Source organism: Kribbella sp. WER1 (genome assembly GCF_054189145.1).
This window is the reverse complement of sequence record NZ_CM135186.1, coordinates 8126717-8144629: the sequence shown is the minus strand read 5'-3', so window position 1 is coordinate 8144629 and position 17913 is coordinate 8126717. Positions and strand designations below refer to the sequence as shown.

Sequence of the window (17913 nt, the reverse complement as noted above, 5' to 3'; positions counted from 1 at the left end):
TCACTGTACGGGGAGACCACGGTCACGAAGCTGAGTACGCAGCGCCGCGGCACCGGTGAAGACCTCGGCGTCCAGCCCGGCCGCGCGAGCCCCGTCGACGTTGTACGCCATGTCGTCGGTGTAGAACGTCCGCGCCGGCTCCAGCCCGAACCGCTCGATCAGGATCCGGTAGATCTTCTCGTCCGGCTTCACGGTCTGCTCGACCCCGGAGACCACCTCACCGTCGAAGTGCGTGAGCACCGGGAACGCGTCCTTCGCCACCTCCCACTTCTCCCCGGAGAAGTTGGTCAGCGCGTACGTCGGCACCCCCGCGCCCTGGAGCTCCGCGAGTACCGCGGCCGTGTCCTCGAACACGCCCTTCACCATCCGCAGCCAGCCGGTGTCGTACGCCTCGATCCACTCCGCATGCTCCGGGTGCAGACTCGTCAGCTCGGCAACCGCCTCGGCCCACGGGCGCCCCTCGTCCTGCTTGTGGTTCCAGGCCGGCGTCGCAACGTTGGTCAGGAAGTGCGTCCGCGCCTCCTCGTCCGGGATCAGGTCGGCGTACAGGTACGTCGGACTCCAGTCCAGCAGCACCCCACCGATGTCGAACACCACCACGTCGACCGCACGCTCACTCATACCCGCCACCCTACGAGACCGGGCGCGAACGGGGCGGCGGCTTTCACGGTACGGAGGACCGGCGCGGTCTCGATCGCGGTGATGTGCTCGATCGCGCCGAGCCGTCCGGTGAGGTACTCGTGCAGCGCGTCCGGGCCGGTGCAGATGGCCTGCGTGACAAGGTTCGTCCGGCCGGTGGTGGCCGCGACGAACGCCAGTTCTTCGTGTTCGGCGAGCGCGCGTCCGACGGCGTCGAGGTGCGCGGGCGGGACGGACAGCCAGAGCATCGCGCTGGTGGTGAAGCCGAGCGCGACCGGGTCCACGTCGGTGTCGAGGAAGATCGCGCCGCTGCGCAGCAACTCGTCGAGCCGCCGCGCGACGGTCGCCGTCGACCAACCGGTCCGTACGGCGAGGTCCGCGTGGGTCGCGCGTCCGTCCTCGCCGAGCGCTGCGAGCAACTGCCCGTCGTCGGCGTTCAATCCGGCCGACGTGCCCGCGGACGGTCGCACCAGCGCCGCCTCCTGTTCGGCGGTCAGGCTGTTGGCCCGGCCGCGCCAGGCGACCGGGCCGCCGACGTACCGGTGCAGCAGGTAGTGCGCCGACACCGAGGTGATGCCGCTGGTGCGCGGGATGTCGTTCAGCAGCAGGGCGTTCCCGGCGGTCGGCGTACTGTGCACGGTCGCGACGATCTCGGTGCCGCCGGACGCGAGCTTGACCCAACTCGTGTCCGGCCGGCGCGACAGCGCGCCGGCCAGGTCCTGGGCCACCTGCGGGGTGGCGGTGAGTCGGAGCAGCCACAGCGACTGGCCGGCGGCCTGCGGGTCGGCGAGGCCGACGACGCGGAGCCCGGCCTCGGCGCGGAGCCGGTTGAAGCGGCGCGCGACGGTCTGCGTCGAGACGCCGAGCACCTCTCCGATCCGGCTGTACGGCGCTCTGCCGTCGAGCTGCAGGGCGTGGATCAGGGCCCGGTCGATTGCATCCACCACAGTGACAATCATCGCTCCACCGCCACCAGAATGGAAGATTCCTGCAGATAGTCAGCGATATATGGAAGGTTCAGGAGCGGGCGCCGATCGTGGCGGTATGAGGAATCGATGGATCGGGCTAATTGCCCTGCTGGTCGCCGAGGCGATGAACCTGCTCGACGCGACGATCGTCCAGGTCGCCGCCCCGGTGATCCACGCGGAGCTCGGCGGCCGAACCGCGGACATCCAGTGGTTCAGCGCGGCATACACGCTGCCATTCGCGGCGTTGCTGATCACCGGCGGCCGGCTCGGTGACCGGTACGGGCGACGGCGGTGCTTCCGGATCGGGGTGGCCGGGTTCGTCGTGGCGTCGACCGCGTGTGCGCTGGCGCCGACGGCCTGGCTGCTGATCGGATGCCGCGCGGTCCAGGGCGCGGCTGCCGCCTTGGTGATTCCGCAGACGATCGGGCTGATCAAGAGCGCCTTCACGGGTGGCTCGCTGGCGAAGGCGCTCGGGACGATCGGCCCGGTCATGGGACTGGCCGGCATCTCCGGGCCGCTGCTCGGCGGCGTGATCACCGAGGCGACCACCTGGCGCGCGGTCTTCGTGGTCAACGTCCCGCTCGGCCTGGCAGTGCTCGGCCTGTCGCACCTGCTTCCGGAATCCACCTCGCCCCGGCCACCGGCGATCGACCTGCTCGGGACCGTCTTGCTGGCCGTCGGTACGGCGTTCCTCGTCTATCCGGTGCTCCAATCGCGCGACTGGTTCCTGCTCGCGGCCGGCGTCGTGGTGCTCGGCGTCTGCGTTCTCCAGCAACGTCGGCGGCCTGACGGCCGGCTGATCGAGACGAGCCTGTTCGTGCATCGTGGTTTCGCACCCGCACTGGTCACTTCGACGCTGTTCTTCGCGGTGCTCAGCGGCGTGACGTTGGTCGTCGTACTGCATCAGCAGCTCACGTTGCACCACAGCGTGCTGCGTTCGAGCCTCGTGCTGCTGCCGTGGTCGGCGGCGTCCGGAATCGCGTCGCTCGTCGCTGGTCAATGGCTGGTCGCGCGGTTCCGTTCCCGCCTGATGTACGTCGGTCTCGGCATACTGCTGGTCGCGCTGGTGGCGGCACCGTACGTGTTGCTGCCCGCGTTGGCCGTCGGCGGCGTCGGGGTCGGGCTGTTCACCACGGCGTTCTTCACCGAGGCGCTGCATCGGGTCGAGCCCCAGGAGACCGGGTCGGCCGCGGGATTGCTGAACGCCGTGCAGCAGTTCGGCGGGACGATCGGCGTCGCGGCGTTCGGGACGATCTTCCTGCGGCACCCGGCCGCGGTGGACAGGTCGCTGTGGGCGGCGGTCGCGGTCGTCGTACTGACGCTCGCATCCGCACACCTCATGCAGTCGCCGCGTTTGCTGCAGCGCGGGCGTGGAGAGCGGGTGCCAGCGAGTACTGGCCGATGAAGATGGCGATGCCGAGGACGGCGCAGCCGAGCCAGGTGATGGTGGGGCCGAGGTGTTCGAGGGCGTTGGTGCCGGCGAGGGGGCCGACGACGGTGCCGACACCGAAGGCCATGCCGGACAGGCCCATATAGCGTCCGCGCAGGTCGATCGGCGCGAGGTCGGCGAACACCGCGCCGATCACCGCGGCGAATCCGATCTCGCCGAGCGTCCAGACCACGACCGACAGCGCGTACCCCCACCAGCTGTGCACGAGGGCGCCGACACCGAAGCCGAGCCCGACGACGAGCATCGAGGCCGCGAGCAGCTTCGGGCGGTCGAGTTTCACCATCCAGCGGGCGAGGAACGGCTGCACCAGCACGATCACCACGCCGTTCAGCGCGATCACCAGACCGTACGTCCGGGAGCTGAGGCCGTCGTCCGACATCGCCAGCGGCAGCGTCGAGTACCCCTGCATGTAGATCGTCGCGTAGCCGATCTGGATCAGGATCATCGCCAGGAACACGTGGTCCCGCAGTACGACGCCGAGCACCGGGCGGCGCGGCGTGCTCGCGTCGAGGACCGGGCGGCTCTCCGGGACCAGCGCCCAGATCACCGCGCCGGCGATCACCGACGTACCGGCGTTCAGCCAGAACAGCAGGCCGTACCCGACCGAGGCGAGGACGCCCGCGCTCACGGTCGAGACCGAGAAGCCGAGGTTGATCGCCCAGAACAGCAGGCCGTACGCGCGGACCCGCTCGGTCGGGTCGAGCAGATCCGCCACCGTCGCCTGGACGGCCGGGCGGAACAGGTCGCCGAGCAGGCCGACGAGGAACGCGCTCACCCAGATCAGCGCCATCTCGCGGGCCGAGCCGAGCAGGATCAGCGCCGCGGCGGTGCCGAAGAAGCAGATCAGCATCGTCAGCCGGCGGCCGACCCGGTCGGCGAGGAATCCGCCGGCCAGCTGCGCGGTCACGGTGCCGGCGCCGACGGCGGCCGCGACGGCTCCCGCCGTACCGGCCGAGAGGTGCCCGTTGTTTGTGACATGGCCGTGGGTGAGGTAAAGGACGAGGAAGGGTTGGACGAAGCTGCCGAGCCGGTTGACCAGCTGGCACACCCACAGCGCCCAGAACGCCCGCGGCAGGGCGGTGGACCGGGGCGTGCCGACAGCGGTTGCGCTCATGGGATCAACTGTCCGGGGTCGCCGCGGCGTTGTCGACGATTAGTCTCAGGGCTAATCTTGTCCGGTGATCACGATCAGGCTGAACGCCGCCGACGTCGGGCGGATCCGGTTCGCGCTGTCGCCGCTGTGGGAGGCGATGACGAGTGTCCGGGCGTTGAGCAACAACACCGCGCGCAGCGTGCACGGCCCGTGGCTGCAGAAGATCCGGCCGACGGTCGAGGGCGACGACCTGACGTTGCTCAAGGCCCTCATCCCGCCGTACGGCTACGTCCCCGACTTCCTCACGCCCGCGCCGCCGCGACGGTCGACGAGCTTCGAGTCGGGCCTGGCCGCGATCGCCGCCACCCCGCACGAACTGGTCCTCAGCGAACTCGAAACCCTGCACGCGGCCACTCCGCATCCGCTGCTCCCCGAGCTCATCGGCGACCCCGCCCGGGCGCTCGACCGGATCACGTCCGCCCTCGACTCGTACTGGCGGCGCGCCCTCGAACCCGACTGGCGCCGGATGCGCGCGCTGCTCCAGGAAGACCTGGCGTTCCGCCTCGACGAGCTGGCGAGCGGCGGGCTGGAACGCCTGTTTCGCAACCTGCACCCGTCGATCCACTACCGCAGCGACCGCATCGAGATCGACCGCCCGTACTGCTGCGACGGCGAACCGATGGCCGGCCAAGGCGTCCTGCTGGTCCCGTGCGTGTTCACCTGGCCCGCCGGCCTGGCCGTCACCGCCGCACCTCACGTCCCCACGATCACGTACCCGCCGCGAGGCCTCGGCCGTCTCTGGGAGGACCGCGAGGACACCACGGAGTCGCCGCTCGCCGACCTGGTCGGCCGGACCCGGGCCGCGATCGTCGGCCACCTGGATCTCCCGATGTCCACCACCCACCTGGCCAACCAGCTCGGCGTCTCCGCCCCCACTCTCAGCGTCCACCTCGGCATCCTGCGCAACGCCGGGGTGGTCGCCTCCCGGCGCGACGGCCGTACGGTCCTCTACCACCGCACGTCCCTCGGCAACCAGCTGCTCTCGGCCTCGACCTCGCTGGCGTCGACTGCCTGATACAACCGCACCAACCATCCCCGTCCGCAGAGCCCACCAGACCCACATCGCGCACTGCGGAACAAAGTTGCCGCTATCTGACCAAAAGTTTCCGATGAGGCCGACGCCTGCGCACGGGCGTCCGGGTGCGGCGCGCGGCTGTCCGATCTCGCGTACCTGCTGTGGGGCACCGGCGGCCAGGGGAAGCCTTCCGCCGGTAGGTCAGCCGAAGTTCGGTGGGTCGACCTGGAGGCGGACGCTGCCGGGATTCTTCTTGGTGGTGCGGGCCGACTGCGCTTCCTTGAGGGAGCGGACGAGGGTCGCGCCGTGCGCGCGCGGGACCCGAACCACCGCGCGGGCCGTCTCGTCGTCGACGTCCACCGGGCCCAGGACTTCGAGTCCGGCCGACGGTGGGATCAGGTCGCGGAGGCGGGTGATCAGGTCGTTCACGGACTCCTGCGGACCGGTCAGCTCCGCGAGTTTCGCAGCGGGCGCGAGCCTGGCGGTACGACGTTCCTCGATCTCGCGCAGCGCGTAGCCCTCCGGACTCCACCGGACGATCGCCTGCAGCGGAAGGGTGGACGGGTCGCCGACCAGGATCACCGGAGCGCCCGCGCGGACCAGGGCGGCCGCGTTGAACCAGCGGCGTACGGCTTCCTCGGCGGCCCGGAGGTCCGGGCGGGACAGCAGCAGCCAGGTGTCGAGCAGCAGCGCCGCGGCGTACCCGCCCTCCGCGACCGGCTCGGCTCCCGGCGTACTCACGATCAACGCCGGCGCGTCCGACACGTCGTCCAGCACGTTGTCGCCACCCGACGTACGCACGACGACGCCGGGGAACGCCCGCCCCAACTCCTCGGCCGTACGCCGAGCCCCGATGATCGCCGCGCGCATCCGGGTGTCGCCGCACTCCGGGCACCGGTGATCCGCCGCCGGCCGTCCGCACACGCTGCAACTCGCCGGCCCCGATCCCCCGGTACGCCGCAACGTGCCGCCGCAGGTGGCGCACCGCGACGGCGCCCGGCACGTCTGGCACACCAGGCTCGGCAGGTACCCGGCCCGCGGCACCTGGACCAGCACCGGCCCGGACCGCAGCCCTTCGCGCGCGATCTCGAACGCCCGGTGCGGCAACCGCGCCGCCCGCGCCGACGGATCCCGCGCCAGCTCGATGTCCGACTCCCCCGCGATGTGCACCGACGGCGCCGCCGCGCGGATCGCCTTCCGGTCCGCGATCAGCTCGTGCGCGAACCCGGACTCGATCAGCGCCGCCGCCTCCGCGGACCGCGCGAACCCGCCGAGCAACGCCGCACACTGCTGCCGGAACGCCCGCAGCAGCAGGACTTCCCGGGCATGCGGGTACGGCGCGCGCGGCTCGGCGTACGACTCGTCGCCGTCGTCCCACATCGCCACCAGCCCGAGATCCGCCACCGGGGCGAACGCCGCCGCCCGCGTCCCGATCACCACCCGCGCGCGTCCGTGCAACGCGGACAGGAACGCGCGGTACCGCGCCGTCGGTCCGAGATCCGCCGACAGCGTCACGAACCCGGTCTCCCCCAGCACCGCCTTGCACGCCGCCGCCAACCGCTCCAGGTCGCGCGCGTCCGGCGCCAGCAGCAACGCACCCTTGCCCGAAGCAGCACACACAGCCGCCGCCTGCGCGAACGCGAGCGGCCAATCGGCCCCCGGTACGGCAGTCCACACCGCCCGCGGCGCCTCCGACCGCGCGATCGCGTCGAGGAAACCCGCAGGGTACGGCGCCCACTCCGCGCGGGACGTCGACGCCGGCGGGCGCGGCGGCTGGTCGCAGCACAGCGGCTCGCCCTCGACCTTCGCATGCCGGGGCGGCACCGCGAGCCGGGTGACGTCCGCGAACACCCCGGCGTACCGATCGGCGACCGCGCGGCACAGGTCCGCGATCTCCGGCGTCAGCACCTGCTCGCCGGACACGACCTTGCGGAGCCGGACCAGCTTGCCGTCGTGGTCGGACGTCTCCCGCCGCTCCAGCACGAACCCGTCCAGGTCCTTGCCGGCGAACCGCACCTTCACCCGCGCACCGGGCTGCGCGGCCGCGGCCATGTCGTCCGGCACGAGGTAGTCGAACGGCCGGTCCAGATGCGGCAGCGAGACGTCCACCGCGATCCGGGCCACCGGCAACGATTCGGTGATCGGCGCGGGCTCCTTCGTGCGCGACCTGCGCACTGTGTCCCGCAACAGCGTCAGCTGCTCCGGCGGATCCGACGTCACCCGGGAATGCTAGTCCGGCCGGACGGCAGTACGTACCCGCACTGCCGTCCGCCTGTGGACAACCACTACTTGTTGATCGCGGCCTTGAGTGCCTCGACCCGGTCGGTGCGCTCCCAGGTGAAGTCCTCGCCGGTGCGGCCGAAGTGGCCGTTGCGGGCGGTCTGGGCGTAGATCGGGCGGAGCAGGTCCAGGTCCCGGATGATCGCCGCCGGGCGCAGGTCGAAGACCTCGCGGACCGCCTCGGCGATCTTCGCGACCTCGACCTTCTCGGTGCCGAACGTGTCGACGTAGAAGCCGACCGGCGCGGCCTTGCCGATCGCGTACGCGACCTGGCACTCGACCCGGTCCGCGAGGCCGGCCGCGACGATGTTCTTCGCCACCCAGCGCATCGCGTACGCCGCCGACCGGTCCACCTTCGACGGGTCCTTGCCGGAGAACGCGCCGCCGCCGTGCCGGGCCATCCCGCCGTACGTGTCGATGATGATCTTCCGCCCGGTCAGCCCGGCGTCGCCCATCGGGCCGCCGATCTCGAACCGGCCGGTCGGGTTCACCAGCAACTTGTAGCCGGTCGCGTCGATGTCGAACTGCTCGAGCACCGGGTCCACGACGTGCTTCTTGATGTCCGGCGTCAGCATCGTGTCCAGGTTGATGTCGGCCGCGTGCTGGCTGGACACCACCACGGTGTCGATGCGGACCGCGCGGTCGCCGTCGTACTCGATGGTGACCTGGGTCTTGCCGTCCGGGCGCAGGTAGGCCAGCGTGCCGTTCTTGCGGACCTCGGCGAGCTGCTCGGACAGCCGGTGCGCGATCGTGATCGGCAGCGGCATCAACTCCGGCGTCTCGTTCGACGCGTAGCCGAACATCAGGCCCTGGTCGCCTGCCCCCTGCAGGTCCAGCGCATCCTGGGAGGCGCTCGAGCGCGTCTCGTACGCCGTGTCCACGCCCTGGGCGATGTCCGGCGACTGGCTCCCGATCGCGACCTGCACCCCACAGGACGCGCCGTCGAAGCCCTTCAGGGACGAGTCGTAGCCGATCTCGAGGATGCGCGACCGCACGATCCCCGGGATGTCGACGTACGCCGTCGTGGTCACCTCACCCGCGACGACGACCAGACCCGTGGTGATCAGGGTCTCGACCGCGACCCGGCTCTTCGGGTCCTCGGCCAGCAACGCGTCGAGGATGGAGTCGCTGATCTGGTCAGCGATCTTGTCCGGGTGACCCTCGGTCACGGACTCGGACGTGAAAAGGCGCCTCGCCACAGTTCTCCCTCGAATTCCTCGTGTGCCGCCCGGCTGCGCGAGTGGCACGGCCGCGCGATCCCCCCATGCACCGGCGGTTGGCGATGCATCTGGGAAGTATGCCAGCAGTTTCCCCCGGGATCCCGGAGACGCTCCGAATTCGCCCGGGATACGAGACCGGCGACCATATTCTGGACAATCGGCCAGGTTTCACGCGTGCGGGCCGACCGCGACGTCGCCCAGTGTGAGCGACGGCGCAGCACCGAGGATCGCAGCCAACCGGTCCACCTCCACGTCCAGCAGGGCGCGGCGGCGACGGTTCAGCGGGCCGAGCGCCTCGACGGTGACATGCAGTGTCCGGCCGGCCTTCTTCTGGTGCCAGACACCCGCGACGATGCCGTCGACGAGCAGCAGCGGGTAGTTCCCGGCCTGGCCGCGGGCGGTCGCGCGCTCGAACGCCTTGCCCGGGAAGAGCAGCTCCCGCGGGTAGCTGCCGACGCCATACGCGTCGAAGTACGGGAGCAGCCGGACGCCGTCGACGCGGTCGTCCGGGAAGTCGTCGTCAGCCGGCGCCACCCAGGCCGCCTCGCCGTCGAGCGTCACCTGCGGGAGGTCGTCGAAGTACGGCCGGACGACGGTCGGGGTGGTCTTGAGCCAGCGGGCGAACTGCTGCGGGGTCGCCGGGCCGTAGGAGTACAGGTACCGGTGGAGGAGCTCGGTAAGCGCCTTCTCCCCGGACATCGGGTCGAACGGGCGGAGCCGGTGCGGGTTGGAGTACGTCACGAGCCGCCCGCGCAACGGCCCGTGGCACAGCACGCCGGCGTGCGCCGCGACGTGAACCGCCTGCCGCCACCGCGCCCACGCCCCCTGGAACGCCGGGATCGTCGGCGTCCGCGCCCATTCACCGGTCCGCCGGACGACCTCCTCGGTCAACTCGTCGACGGTCAGGTCGTCGTCCGCGAGCGCCTCCCCGATCGCGACCACCACCTGGTCGATCTCGTCCGGCGTCATCCGGATCGGCTCCGGCTGCTGCCCGTTCCCCGGCAACGCCGACAGCGCACCGGTCCACATCGGCAGATCGTCCAGCGGCAACAGATGCACGGTCCCCCGCGGCCCGAACGTCTTCACAAGCCCCTCGTCCCGCTGGACGGACGCCCGGTCCGCCCCCTCCACCCGCAACGCGACGGACATCTCCCCCGCCGACGCAATCTGCGCATGCGCCCCACACATCGCCCGCACGGCATCCACCGCCGTACCCACCGACCCCACCGACCCCACCAACCCCACCAACCCATGCCGCCGCACCCGCCGCGCAACGACCGCACCCCAGCTGATCTCCATACCCGCGACCCTAGAACCAGAAGCGGACAGCTTCTGACCGCCTCCCCCCAACCCACCCCGCACCGCCCCGCACCGCCCCGCACCGCCCCGCACCGCCCCGCACCGCCCCGCACCGCCCCGCACCGCCCCGCACCGCCCCGCACCGCCCCGCACCGCCCCGCACCACCCGTGCACCGACAGCCCCCACCCGCTCAGGCCCATTTGAGAGGTGAACCCTTCGGCATGCCTGTTCGCTGTCGTCATGCGCCCGATGAACGGACAAAGTCAGGGGTTCACCTCCCGGCGGCGGACCGAGCAGGCGCGGTCAGGCAGCGTGGCGGGAGCGGGCGAACGCCCCCTGGATGTCGGTCAGCAAGCGATCCGGGTGGTCAAGGTCGGACCAGTCGGCGCGGACGACTTGCAGGCCCTTCGCGCGGAGCCGGTCCTCACGGATTTTCTCCAGCACCAGCACCTCACCAGACGCGTTCCTGTATTTCAGCCTCCCGTCGAACTCGACCACGGTGTCGAACTCCTCGAAGAAGAAGTCGACCCGAGCGATGAAGCCGCGGGAGTCCCCGAACTCGACCTGCAGTGCGGGCGGCGGCAGACCGTGGTCGGCGAACAGCACTCGCAGCCGGGATTCGCCGACCGACTCCGACCGCGGATCGCTGAACTTCAGCGCCGCGCGGGCCGTCGGGCCACCCGGCCAGTACTCCGTTGCCTCAAGCAGCCGGCGTACGTCGGCCTCAGCCACCGACCCGCTGCGCAAGGCGGCATCGAAGACGACGACCGCGGGCTGGAACGGCGTCGTACAGGCCGTCTCGAACACCGCCCGAGCGACTGTGGTCGTCACCAGACCGCCGGCCAGGGTCAGATCGGCGTCCGACAGTTCACCGGCATGGTGATGCACCCCCGCGATCCTCCCGCTGATGGTGCCGTCGCGCCGAGTGATGTGGACCCGCGTCAGGTCGAGCCCCCACAGCGGTAGACCGTGCAGAGAGACCGCTGAGTGGTGACTGACCGCGACTGCGCTGCTCCGCCTCGAATTCACCACCGCGTGCACCCTCTGCAGGTGCTCGTGCCGGGCGCGGGTCCACGGTTCCAGCGCGGTCAGGTCCCGCTTTTCGGCGTACTGACCGTGCCGGATGCGGACCCACCGCCCGTCGCCGAGCCGCTGGCGGATCTGCGCCGGTGAGTAGCCGCTGAAGACTGCCTGTCGACGACTGAACACACCGCCCTGGAGCGCGGCCACGACCGCGAGCTTCGAGTTCACGTCAACAGAATGTGCACTGATCACCAACGCGCGAGCCTCCGAATCACCCGGCTGTGGATATCCGTTTCAGGGGTTCACCCCCGAGAGTGCTCGTTGACCACCCGTATGCGGCGTGTGAACGGGCACGCCGGAACGTTCACCTCTCAAATGGCGACGGGCTCGGCCGGTGGAAGGCGGCGGAGTGCTGGACGCCGGCGCCGGGCGCGGGTGCCCGGGGGTGTGGGCGGGTTGGTTAGGCCCAGTGGGTGGCGACCAGGTTCCAGATGACGCCGGAGAGGGCGTCCTTCGAGCCGGAGGGGACCGGCAAGGCCGTGCCGGAGCGGTCGAGGATTGCTGCCTCGTTGAGGTCGCTGCCGAAGACCTTGCCGCCGGAGACGTCGTTGACGACCAGGAGGTCGCAGCCCTTGCGGGCGAGCTTGGCGCGGCCGAGTTCGAGGACCGTGTGGTCTGCGTCGCCGGTCTCCGCGGCGAAGCCGACGATGATCTGGTCGGGGCGGGCGCGGTCGTGCGAGATCGTGTGCAGGATGTCCGGGTTCTGCACCAGGTTGACCGCGGGGACGGCGCCGTCGGCGGTCTTCTTGATCTTGTGTTCGACGACGTCGGCGGGACGGAAGTCCGCGACCGCCGCGGCCATCACGATCGCGTCCGCGTCGGCGGCCCGGCCGGTGATCTCGTCGTACAGGTCCTGGGCCGACACCACCGGCACCACCTGCACGCCGGCCGGGTCGGGCAGCTCGGAGTTGGCGGCGACCAGCGTCACCTTCGCGCCGCGGGCGGCCGCGATCCGGGCCAGCGCGTACCCCTGCTTCCCGGACGACGAGTTGCCCAGGTACCGCACCGGGTCGAGGTGCTCACGGGTCCCGCCCGCGCTGATCAGGACGTGCTTCCCGGTCAGGTCGGCCACCGACTGGCCGGCGGCGCGGGCCGCCTCGTCGGCGAGCATCAACTGGCTGATAGCGAAGATCTCCGACGGCTCCGGCAGCCGCCCGCGGCCGGTGTCGGCGCCGGTCAGCCGCCCGACCGCGGGGTCAAGCACGGTGATCCCGCGGGACCGCAGCGTGGCGACGTTCGCCTGGGTGGCCGGGTGCTCCCACATCTCGGTGTGCATCGCGGCCGCGAACAGGATCGGGCAGCGCGCGGTGAGCAGCGTGTTCGTCAGCAGGTCGTCGGCCAGCCCGTGCGCGGCCTTGGCGATCAGGTTCGCGGTGGCGGGTGCGACCACGACCAGCTCCGCGGCCTTGCCGATCCGGACGTGCGGCACTTCCTGGACGTCGTCGAACGGGTCCGCCGTCACCGGCTTCCCGGACAGCGCCGCCCACGTCGCCGCGCCGACGAACTCCAGCGCGGCGGCCGTCGGCACCACCCGCACGCTGTGCCCGGACTCGGTCAGCCGCCGCAGCAGGTCGCAGACCTTGTACGCCGCGATCCCGCCGCCGACGCCGAGCACCACGTTCGGCCGGTGCTTGGGGACGACATCGGCCCCCGGGGCGCTCGGCGTACCGGGGGTCTGGTCACCGGTTGCGGACATCAGCGTGGACTCCGTTCCCGGTCAGTCGTCGGGGGTTGTTACTCGGACTTCTCCGCGGCCGCGGCGGCTTCCGCCTCGGCCTCGGGGTCGATGTCGGTGCAGGTCAGCACGCCGTCGTTGATCTCGCGCATCGCGATCGACAGCGGCTTCTCCTGGACGTGCGTCTCGACCAGCGGTCCGACGTACTCCAGCAGGCCCTCGCCGAGCTGCGAGTAGTAGGCGTTGATCTGCCGCGCCCGCTTGGCCGAGTACAGCACCAGCTTGTACTTGGAGTCGGTGTGGGTGAGCAGGTCGTCGATCGGCGGGGACGTGATGCCGATGGCGACGGGCTGGTTGCCAGACAAGTTCAGCTCTTTCCAGAGATGGAGGGTGATCGAATCAACTTTACCAACTGATCGGCGGCCTCCCGAACCGAGGCGTTCACGATCGTCACGTCGAACTCCTTCTCGGCCGCGAGCTCCAGCACCGCGGTCTCGAGCCGGCGTTCGCGCTCTTCGGGCGTCTCGGTGCCGCGGCCGACCAGCCGCCGGACCAGCTCGTCCCAGCTCGGCGGAGCCAGGAACACGAACTGCGCCTCGGGCATCGTGTCCCGGACCTGCCGGGCGCCCTGCAGGTCGATCTCCAGCAGCGCGGGCCGGCCGGTGGCGAGCTTGTCGAGCACCGGCTGCCGCGGCGTACCGTACCGGGCCGCCTTGTGCACGACCGCCCACTCGAGCAACTCGCCGGCCTCGATCATCCGGTCGAACTCCGCGTCGGACACGAACAGGTAGTGCACGCCGTGCACCTCGTTCGGCCGGGGCTTGCGGGTGGTCGCCGAGACCGAGATCCAGATGTCCGGGAAGCGGTCGCGGATGTCGGCCGCGACCGTGCCCTTGCCGACCGCGGTCGGGCCGGCCAGCACGGTCAGCCGGGCCGGCGGCCGCGCACCGGAGTCGGTCGGAGCGGGGTCGTTCGGGTGCGTGGTCATCGTCACACCAGTGTCCAACGAGCCAGTCAGTGTTTTGGTCTGGCTCACCTGGATCACTCGGCGAATTCGCGCTCGAGCGCGGCGATCTGGTTCGACCCGAGGCCGCGGACCCGCCGGGTCTCGGAGATTCCCGCGCGCTCCATGATCTGCTGCGCCCGGACCTTGCCGACGCCCGGAATGCACTGCAGCAGCTGGCTGACCCGCATCTTGCCGATCACGTCGTTGGTCTGCCCCTCGTGCAGCACCTCCGTCGGAGACGCTCCCGAGTGCCGGATCCGGTTCTTGATCTCGGCTCGTTCACGCCGCGCCGCCGCGGCCTTGTCCAGAGCTGCCGCACGCTGCTCCGGAGTCAAAGTAGGAAGTGGCACCGTTTCACCTTGTCCCGTTGTATGGCTTCGCAAGGGAACCTAACACGGGATCAGCGCGACGTTCGGCCGACGTCGGGTCGAGTCGTCAGTTCAGGTTCGGCAGGTCGACCTTGCAGCTGTCCTTCGCCTGCCCCGAGATGTTCTTGTACGCCGTCATCACGGCCCCGGTCTGCTTGCTCAGCTTGGCCAGCTCGACCTTGTCCGAACCGGCCTTCTTCGCCTTCTCCGCGAACGCCACGACGACGCCCCAGTCGTCCTTGACGTCCTTCGGGGCGGAGCCCTGGAGCTTCTTCGCCTGGTCCAGGATCTTCACGTAGTCGACCGGCTTCTGCGGGTCGACGTCGACGGCCTTGGCGGCGTACTTGGCCAGATCGACGCAGTACGCCTGCTGATCAGAACAGGAGGTCAGCAGACCGGCACCGACAGCGACGGTCGCGATAACGGCGAGTGTCTTCACGGAGGGTCACGCTACTCCCCGGGCGGGCTGGCGGGACGGAACGGGCAGAGCCGTCCCACCAGATCGCACCGCGTCGGTCAGTTGCTGCCGGTGTTGTTCATGTCGATCTTGCAGGAGTCCTTCGCCTGCTTGGTGATCGCTTCCTGCGCCGACTGGATCTTGGACATGTCGCCCTTGGCCAGCTCCGCGAGCTTGGTCGTGTCGCCGTTGGCGTCCTTGACCTTCTGCGCGTAGTCGATGACCGACTGCCAGTCGTCCTTCAGGTCCTTGGGCGCCGAGCCCTTCACCTTCTTGGACTCGGACAGAATCTTGTCGATCGCCTTCGGGTCCTTCATGTCGAGGCCCTTGGCCGAGTCGACGTAGCTCTTCAGGTCGTCGCAGTAGTTGCCGCCCGAGCAGGCCGTCAGGGCGCCAACACTCATCGTCACAACCGCCGCGAGGGCTGCCAGCTTCCGCATCGTGTTCCTTCACTGTGTCACGCGGGAAGTCCGTGGCTCCCCGTCCGCCGACACCTTTCCGAACACCGGGGTCACCGGAAGGTCCGGCGCGCCGTGAACAACGTCGCACTCCGCGACTGGAACCCGTTTGTGACGTACTGCGTCAGCGCCGAAAGTGACTGCCACGGCGTTCGCTCCCACGATCACGAGGATCGCGATCCAGTCGAGCACAGCCGGCCGCTGATGCAGTACGACGAGCCCGACAAGCGCCGCGAGGACGGGGTTCACGCTCATGAACACCCCGAAGAACTGGGCCGAAACGCGGCGCAGTGTCAGCACGTCGACGAAGTACGGGACGGCTGACGACAACAGCCCGGCCACCAGCGCGTACTTCACCGCGGCGAACGTCGCCGGATGATGCAGCAGTACGACGATGCCGACCGGGACGTACGCGAGCGCCGACAAGGCCGCGGCCGTGGCGGCACCTGTTGCGCCCGGCAACTCTCTGCCGACCTTGCGGTTCAGCAGGATGTAGAACGCCCAGCACATCGCGGCGAGCAGGCCGAAGCCGACGCCGATGTAGTCCGTGGTTGCCTGCGGGCGGGTGAGGAGGATGACGGCAGGCGCGGCGACCAGTGCGCACACCAGGTCGAGCAGCCGCCGAGAGCCTAGTAGTGCCACGGAGAGCGGGCCGAGGAACTCGAGGGTGACCGCCAGACCTAGCCCGACGCGGTCGATCGCCGTGTAGAGCGACAGGTTCATGACGGCGAAGACCACCGCGAGCGCGATCACCGTGCGCCACTGCCGGGCGGTGATCGTCCGGAGTCGCGGGCGGCCCAGGGCGAGCAGCACGATCGCCGCGACCCACTGCCGGATCGCGACCACGCCCGCCGGGCCGAGCACCGGGAACGCCAGCGCCGCCACCGACGCACCGACCTGCGTCGACAGCCCGCTGCCGAGCATCATCACCACACCGACCAACCGATCTCGCCTCACGCTCCCGAGGATCCGCTCCCGGTGGCCCGCTGCAAAATGCGGCGGCCGGCCGATCTATACGCTGGAGTCATGGACATCCGGCAGCTGCGGTGCCTGGTGGAGATCGTGGACTCCGGCACGTTCACCGACGCCGCGATCGAGCTCGGCATCTCGCAGGCCGCCGTCTCCCGCAACCTGCTCGCGCTGGAACGCGAACTCGGCGTCCGCCTGCTGCACCGCACCAGCCGCTCGCTGACCCCGACCGCGGTCGGCCTGCGCGTCCTGGCCCGCGCACGGCACGTCCTGGCAGAGCTCGACGACCTCGTCGCCGACGCGACCAGCGGCCACAGCCGGCTCCGCGTGGGGCATGCATGGTCGGCGTTCGGCAGCCACACGCGCGAGTTCCAGCGCCGCTGGGCGGCTCAGTACCCCGGCGTCGAGCTGCAGCTGATCCGCACCAACACCCCGACCGGCGGCCTCGCCGAGGGACTGTGCGACCTCGCCGTCATCCGCAGCCACGTGGACCTCCGCCGCTTCGCGCACGTCCTCATCACCCAGGAGCAGCGGTACTGCGCTCTGCCCGCCGACGATCCGCTCACCCGCAAACGGGCCGTCACGCTCGACCAGCTCCGGGACAGGACGCTGGTCATCGACCGGCGTACCGGGAGCACCACGGCCGATCTGTGGCCGGAGGACGCCCGTCCGGCGATCGAGTACACGCAGGACGTCGACGACTGGCTGGCGGCCGTCGCGTCCGGGCGATGCGTCGGGATGACACCGCAGGCGACGACGACGCAGTACCGGCGCGACGGCGTCACGTACCGGCCCGTGCGGGATGCACCGCCGGTCGACGTCCACCTGATCTGGCAGCGCGAGGATCCGCACCCGGCGACGCAAGCTGCCGTGCAGCTGCTCGGACAGCTCTACAACAGCTCCACCAGCTGACGGCGGTCCGCGGGGCGCCAGAACGCGTCGCGGACCTGCTCGATACCGCCGACGCGCCAGCGCTCGAAGATCCGCAGGACGGCGGGATCGCTGATCTGGGCGGTGAGCCGGCCGATGAAGTCGCCCCAGACGACCTTGAACGGCCGGCCGCACATCTGCTCCACCCCGAGCTCCACCGGTTCGGTGATGCCCAGCCGGTTGTGCAACTCGGCGACAACGGTGTACGCCGCCATCAGCGCCTCCTCACGCCGCTGCCACGAGTCGGCACGCAGCACCTCACGCAGCAGCGGCTCGAGCGTCGGGCCACAGGACAGCTGACGGAACGCCGTACCGAACCACTTGGAGTACGGCGCGTAGGTGCGCTCCAGCAGGAAGCACAACTGCATCAGGTCGTGGACCAGCCGGGCGCCGATCAGCGACGACCCGAGCTCGTCGCCGACGTACCCGACGCGACCGACCAGGTTCATCTCCGGGTGTACGCGCCACCAGGCGGTGATCATCAGGTACCGCCAGAGATCGTCCGGGTAGTACGCGAGCCGGTCCCGGACCGCCTGCAACCCGAGCTCGTCGTGGAACACCCCGCCCGCGGTGTGCTGCCGGAGGATCGACTCCGGAAAGGTCAGCCAGTCCATCGGCGTCAGCTCGACGTCCACGTCGAACGCCAGCTGCTTGCGGAAATAGTCGCGCAACATGTGCACCTCGACCAGCGCGGCGCGGCCCTCGAACGTCTCCGGCACCGTCAGGTGCGGCTCCACCCCGTCCGCCACGAACAGCAGGACCCGTGCCTCGCAGTTGTGGTCCGTCGACATCTCGTCGTCGAACCCGAGCACCTCCGAACCACGCCCCAGCAGCGCCGCACTGTGTGGCACCTCGACCTGCGGCCCCACGACGTTCCGGTAGAACCGCGCGCACGTCTCCAGCCCCGAACTCATGCCGTCGAGGATCGCACGATCCGCGGCT

The 17913-nt window shown here is 70.4% G+C and carries 18 protein-coding genes; 3 read left to right on the top strand and 15 right to left on the bottom strand.

The features are described 5' to 3' along the window. Both ACXJJ3_RS39675 and ACXJJ3_RS39670 read right to left on the bottom strand, forming a co-directional pair. Nucleotides 1-621 (bottom strand): HAD family hydrolase, encoded by a 621-nt coding sequence (locus ACXJJ3_RS39675; protein ID WP_458167157.1) that lies wholly within the window; start codon nt 619-621, stop codon nt 1-3. Continuing rightward, nucleotides 618-1598: an Lrp/AsnC family transcriptional regulator gene (locus tag ACXJJ3_RS39670; protein WP_458167156.1), complete on the bottom strand. Its 981-nt coding sequence runs from the start codon at nt 1596-1598 to the stop codon at nt 618-620. The genes ACXJJ3_RS39675 and ACXJJ3_RS39670 overlap by 4 nt, the downstream gene beginning before the upstream one ends. A gap of 85 nt (nt 1599-1683) precedes the next feature. Between ACXJJ3_RS39670 and ACXJJ3_RS39665 the strand changes: the two genes are divergently transcribed. Further along, the gene (locus tag ACXJJ3_RS39665; protein WP_458167155.1) at nt 1684-3012 is read left to right on the top strand and encodes an MFS transporter; all 1329 of its coding nucleotides are present in this window, start codon (nt 1684-1686) and stop codon (nt 3010-3012) included. Here ACXJJ3_RS39665 and ACXJJ3_RS39660 read toward each other — a convergent pair. Next, complete coding sequence (locus ACXJJ3_RS39660) at nt 2945-4171, bottom strand: MDR family MFS transporter (RefSeq protein WP_458167153.1); 1227 nt, start codon at nt 4169-4171, stop codon at nt 2945-2947. The two genes, ACXJJ3_RS39665 and ACXJJ3_RS39660, sit on opposite strands and share 68 nt — an antisense overlap. A 64-nt stretch (nt 4172-4235) precedes the next feature. Here ACXJJ3_RS39660 and ACXJJ3_RS39655 point away from each other — a divergent pair, with 64 nt between their 5' ends. Then, nucleotides 4236-5225 (top strand): DUF5937 family protein, encoded by a 990-nt coding sequence (locus tag ACXJJ3_RS39655; protein ID WP_458167151.1) that lies wholly within the window; start codon nt 4236-4238, stop codon nt 5223-5225. 201 nt (nt 5226-5426) lie between these two features. On the opposite strand, the gene ACXJJ3_RS39650 is transcribed toward ACXJJ3_RS39655, so the two are convergent. From ACXJJ3_RS39650 to ACXJJ3_RS39600, 11 genes are all read right to left on the bottom strand, one after another. After that, nucleotides 5427-7445 (bottom strand): primosomal protein N', encoded by a 2019-nt coding sequence (locus ACXJJ3_RS39650; RefSeq protein WP_458167150.1) that lies wholly within the window; start codon nt 7443-7445, stop codon nt 5427-5429. A 65-nt stretch (nt 7446-7510) separates the two neighbouring features. After that, nucleotides 7511-8704 (bottom strand): methionine adenosyltransferase, encoded by a 1194-nt coding sequence (metK, locus tag ACXJJ3_RS39645; RefSeq protein WP_458167149.1) that lies wholly within the window; start codon nt 8702-8704, stop codon nt 7511-7513. A 189-nt stretch (nt 8705-8893) separates the two neighbouring features. Continuing rightward, nucleotides 8894-10024, bottom strand: a complete 1131-nt coding sequence (locus ACXJJ3_RS39640) for a winged helix DNA-binding domain-containing protein (protein WP_458167148.1) — start codon at nt 10022-10024, stop codon at nt 8894-8896. Between the two features lie 304 nt (nt 10025-10328). Then, on the bottom strand, nt 10329-11276 hold the full coding sequence (locus tag ACXJJ3_RS39635; RefSeq protein ID WP_458167147.1) for a type IV toxin-antitoxin system AbiEi family antitoxin domain-containing protein: 948 nt from the start codon (nt 11274-11276) through the stop codon (nt 10329-10331). A 232-nt stretch (nt 11277-11508) separates the two neighbouring features. After that, a complete protein-coding gene (gene coaBC / locus ACXJJ3_RS39630) occupies nt 11509-12804 on the bottom strand; it encodes a bifunctional phosphopantothenoylcysteine decarboxylase/phosphopantothenate--cysteine ligase CoaBC (protein WP_458167146.1) in 1296 nt (431 codons plus the stop codon). A 38-nt stretch (nt 12805-12842) separates the two neighbouring features. Next, nucleotides 12843-13148: a DNA-directed RNA polymerase subunit omega gene (rpoZ, locus tag ACXJJ3_RS39625; RefSeq protein WP_209695034.1), complete on the bottom strand. Its 306-nt coding sequence runs from the start codon at nt 13146-13148 to the stop codon at nt 12843-12845. 2 nt (nt 13149-13150) lie between these two features. Continuing rightward, the gene (gene gmk, locus ACXJJ3_RS39620; RefSeq protein WP_458167144.1) at nt 13151-13771 is read right to left on the bottom strand and encodes a guanylate kinase; all 621 of its coding nucleotides are present in this window, start codon (nt 13769-13771) and stop codon (nt 13151-13153) included. 53 nt (nt 13772-13824) lie between these two features. Beyond that, nucleotides 13825-14139 (bottom strand): integration host factor, actinobacterial type, encoded by a 315-nt coding sequence (mihF, locus tag ACXJJ3_RS39615; RefSeq protein WP_141851332.1) that lies wholly within the window; start codon nt 14137-14139, stop codon nt 13825-13827. Nucleotides 14140-14224: 85 nt separating this feature from the next. Beyond that, nucleotides 14225-14596 (bottom strand): hypothetical protein, encoded by a 372-nt coding sequence (locus tag ACXJJ3_RS39610; RefSeq protein ID WP_458167143.1) that lies wholly within the window; start codon nt 14594-14596, stop codon nt 14225-14227. Between the two features lie 77 nt (nt 14597-14673). Then, entirely contained in the window at nt 14674-15054 is a 381-nt protein-coding gene (locus ACXJJ3_RS39605) for a hypothetical protein (protein ID WP_458167142.1), read from the bottom strand. Nucleotides 15055-15063: 9 nt separating this feature from the next. Beyond that, on the bottom strand, nt 15064-16029 hold the full coding sequence (locus ACXJJ3_RS39600) for an EamA family transporter (protein ID WP_458167141.1): 966 nt from the start codon (nt 16027-16029) through the stop codon (nt 15064-15066). Nucleotides 16030-16098: 69 nt separating this feature from the next. Here ACXJJ3_RS39600 and ACXJJ3_RS39595 point away from each other — a divergent pair, with 69 nt between their 5' ends. Beyond that, nucleotides 16099-16953 carry a LysR family transcriptional regulator gene (locus ACXJJ3_RS39595; RefSeq protein WP_458167140.1) on the top strand — a complete coding sequence of 285 codons (855 nt, stop codon included), beginning with the start codon at nt 16099-16101 and terminating at the stop codon, nt 16951-16953. On the opposite strand, the gene ACXJJ3_RS39590 is transcribed toward ACXJJ3_RS39595, so the two are convergent. Next, entirely contained in the window at nt 16932-17885 is a 954-nt protein-coding gene (locus ACXJJ3_RS39590; RefSeq protein ID WP_458167139.1) for a DUF4037 domain-containing protein, read from the bottom strand. The two genes, ACXJJ3_RS39595 and ACXJJ3_RS39590, sit on opposite strands and share 22 nt — an antisense overlap. Nucleotides 17886-17913: the final 28 nt, after the last annotated feature.

Excerpts from the sequence above, each read along its gene's own strand:
- ACXJJ3_RS39660 (WP_458167153.1), bottom strand. The coding sequence starts at position 4,171 with ATGAGCGCAACCGCTGTCGGCACGCCCCGGTCCACCGCCCTGCCGCGG.
- ACXJJ3_RS39595 (WP_458167140.1), top strand. The coding sequence starts at position 16,099 with ATGGACATCCGGCAGCTGCGGTGCCTGGTGGAGATCGTGGACTCCGGC.
- ACXJJ3_RS39640 (WP_458167148.1), bottom strand. The coding sequence starts at position 10,024 with ATGGAGATCAGCTGGGGTGCGGTCGTTGCGCGGCGGGTGCGGCGGCAT.
- gmk (WP_458167144.1), bottom strand. The coding sequence starts at position 13,771 with ATGACCACGCACCCGAACGACCCCGCTCCGACCGACTCCGGTGCGCGG.
- ACXJJ3_RS39605 (WP_458167142.1), bottom strand. The coding sequence starts at position 15,054 with ATGCGGAAGCTGGCAGCCCTCGCGGCGGTTGTGACGATGAGTGTTGGC.
- ACXJJ3_RS39590 (WP_458167139.1), bottom strand. The coding sequence starts at position 17,885 with ATGAGTTCGGGGCTGGAGACGTGCGCGCGGTTCTACCGGAACGTCGTG.
- ACXJJ3_RS39670 (WP_458167156.1), bottom strand. The coding sequence starts at position 1,598 with ATGATTGTCACTGTGGTGGATGCAATCGACCGGGCCCTGATCCACGCC.
- coaBC (WP_458167146.1), bottom strand. The coding sequence starts at position 12,804 with ATGTCCGCAACCGGTGACCAGACCCCCGGTACGCCGAGCGCCCCGGGG.
- ACXJJ3_RS39675 (WP_458167157.1), bottom strand. The coding sequence starts at position 621 with ATGAGTGAGCGTGCGGTCGACGTGGTGGTGTTCGACATCGGTGGGGTG.
- ACXJJ3_RS39665 (WP_458167155.1), top strand. The coding sequence starts at position 1,684 with ATGAGGAATCGATGGATCGGGCTAATTGCCCTGCTGGTCGCCGAGGCG.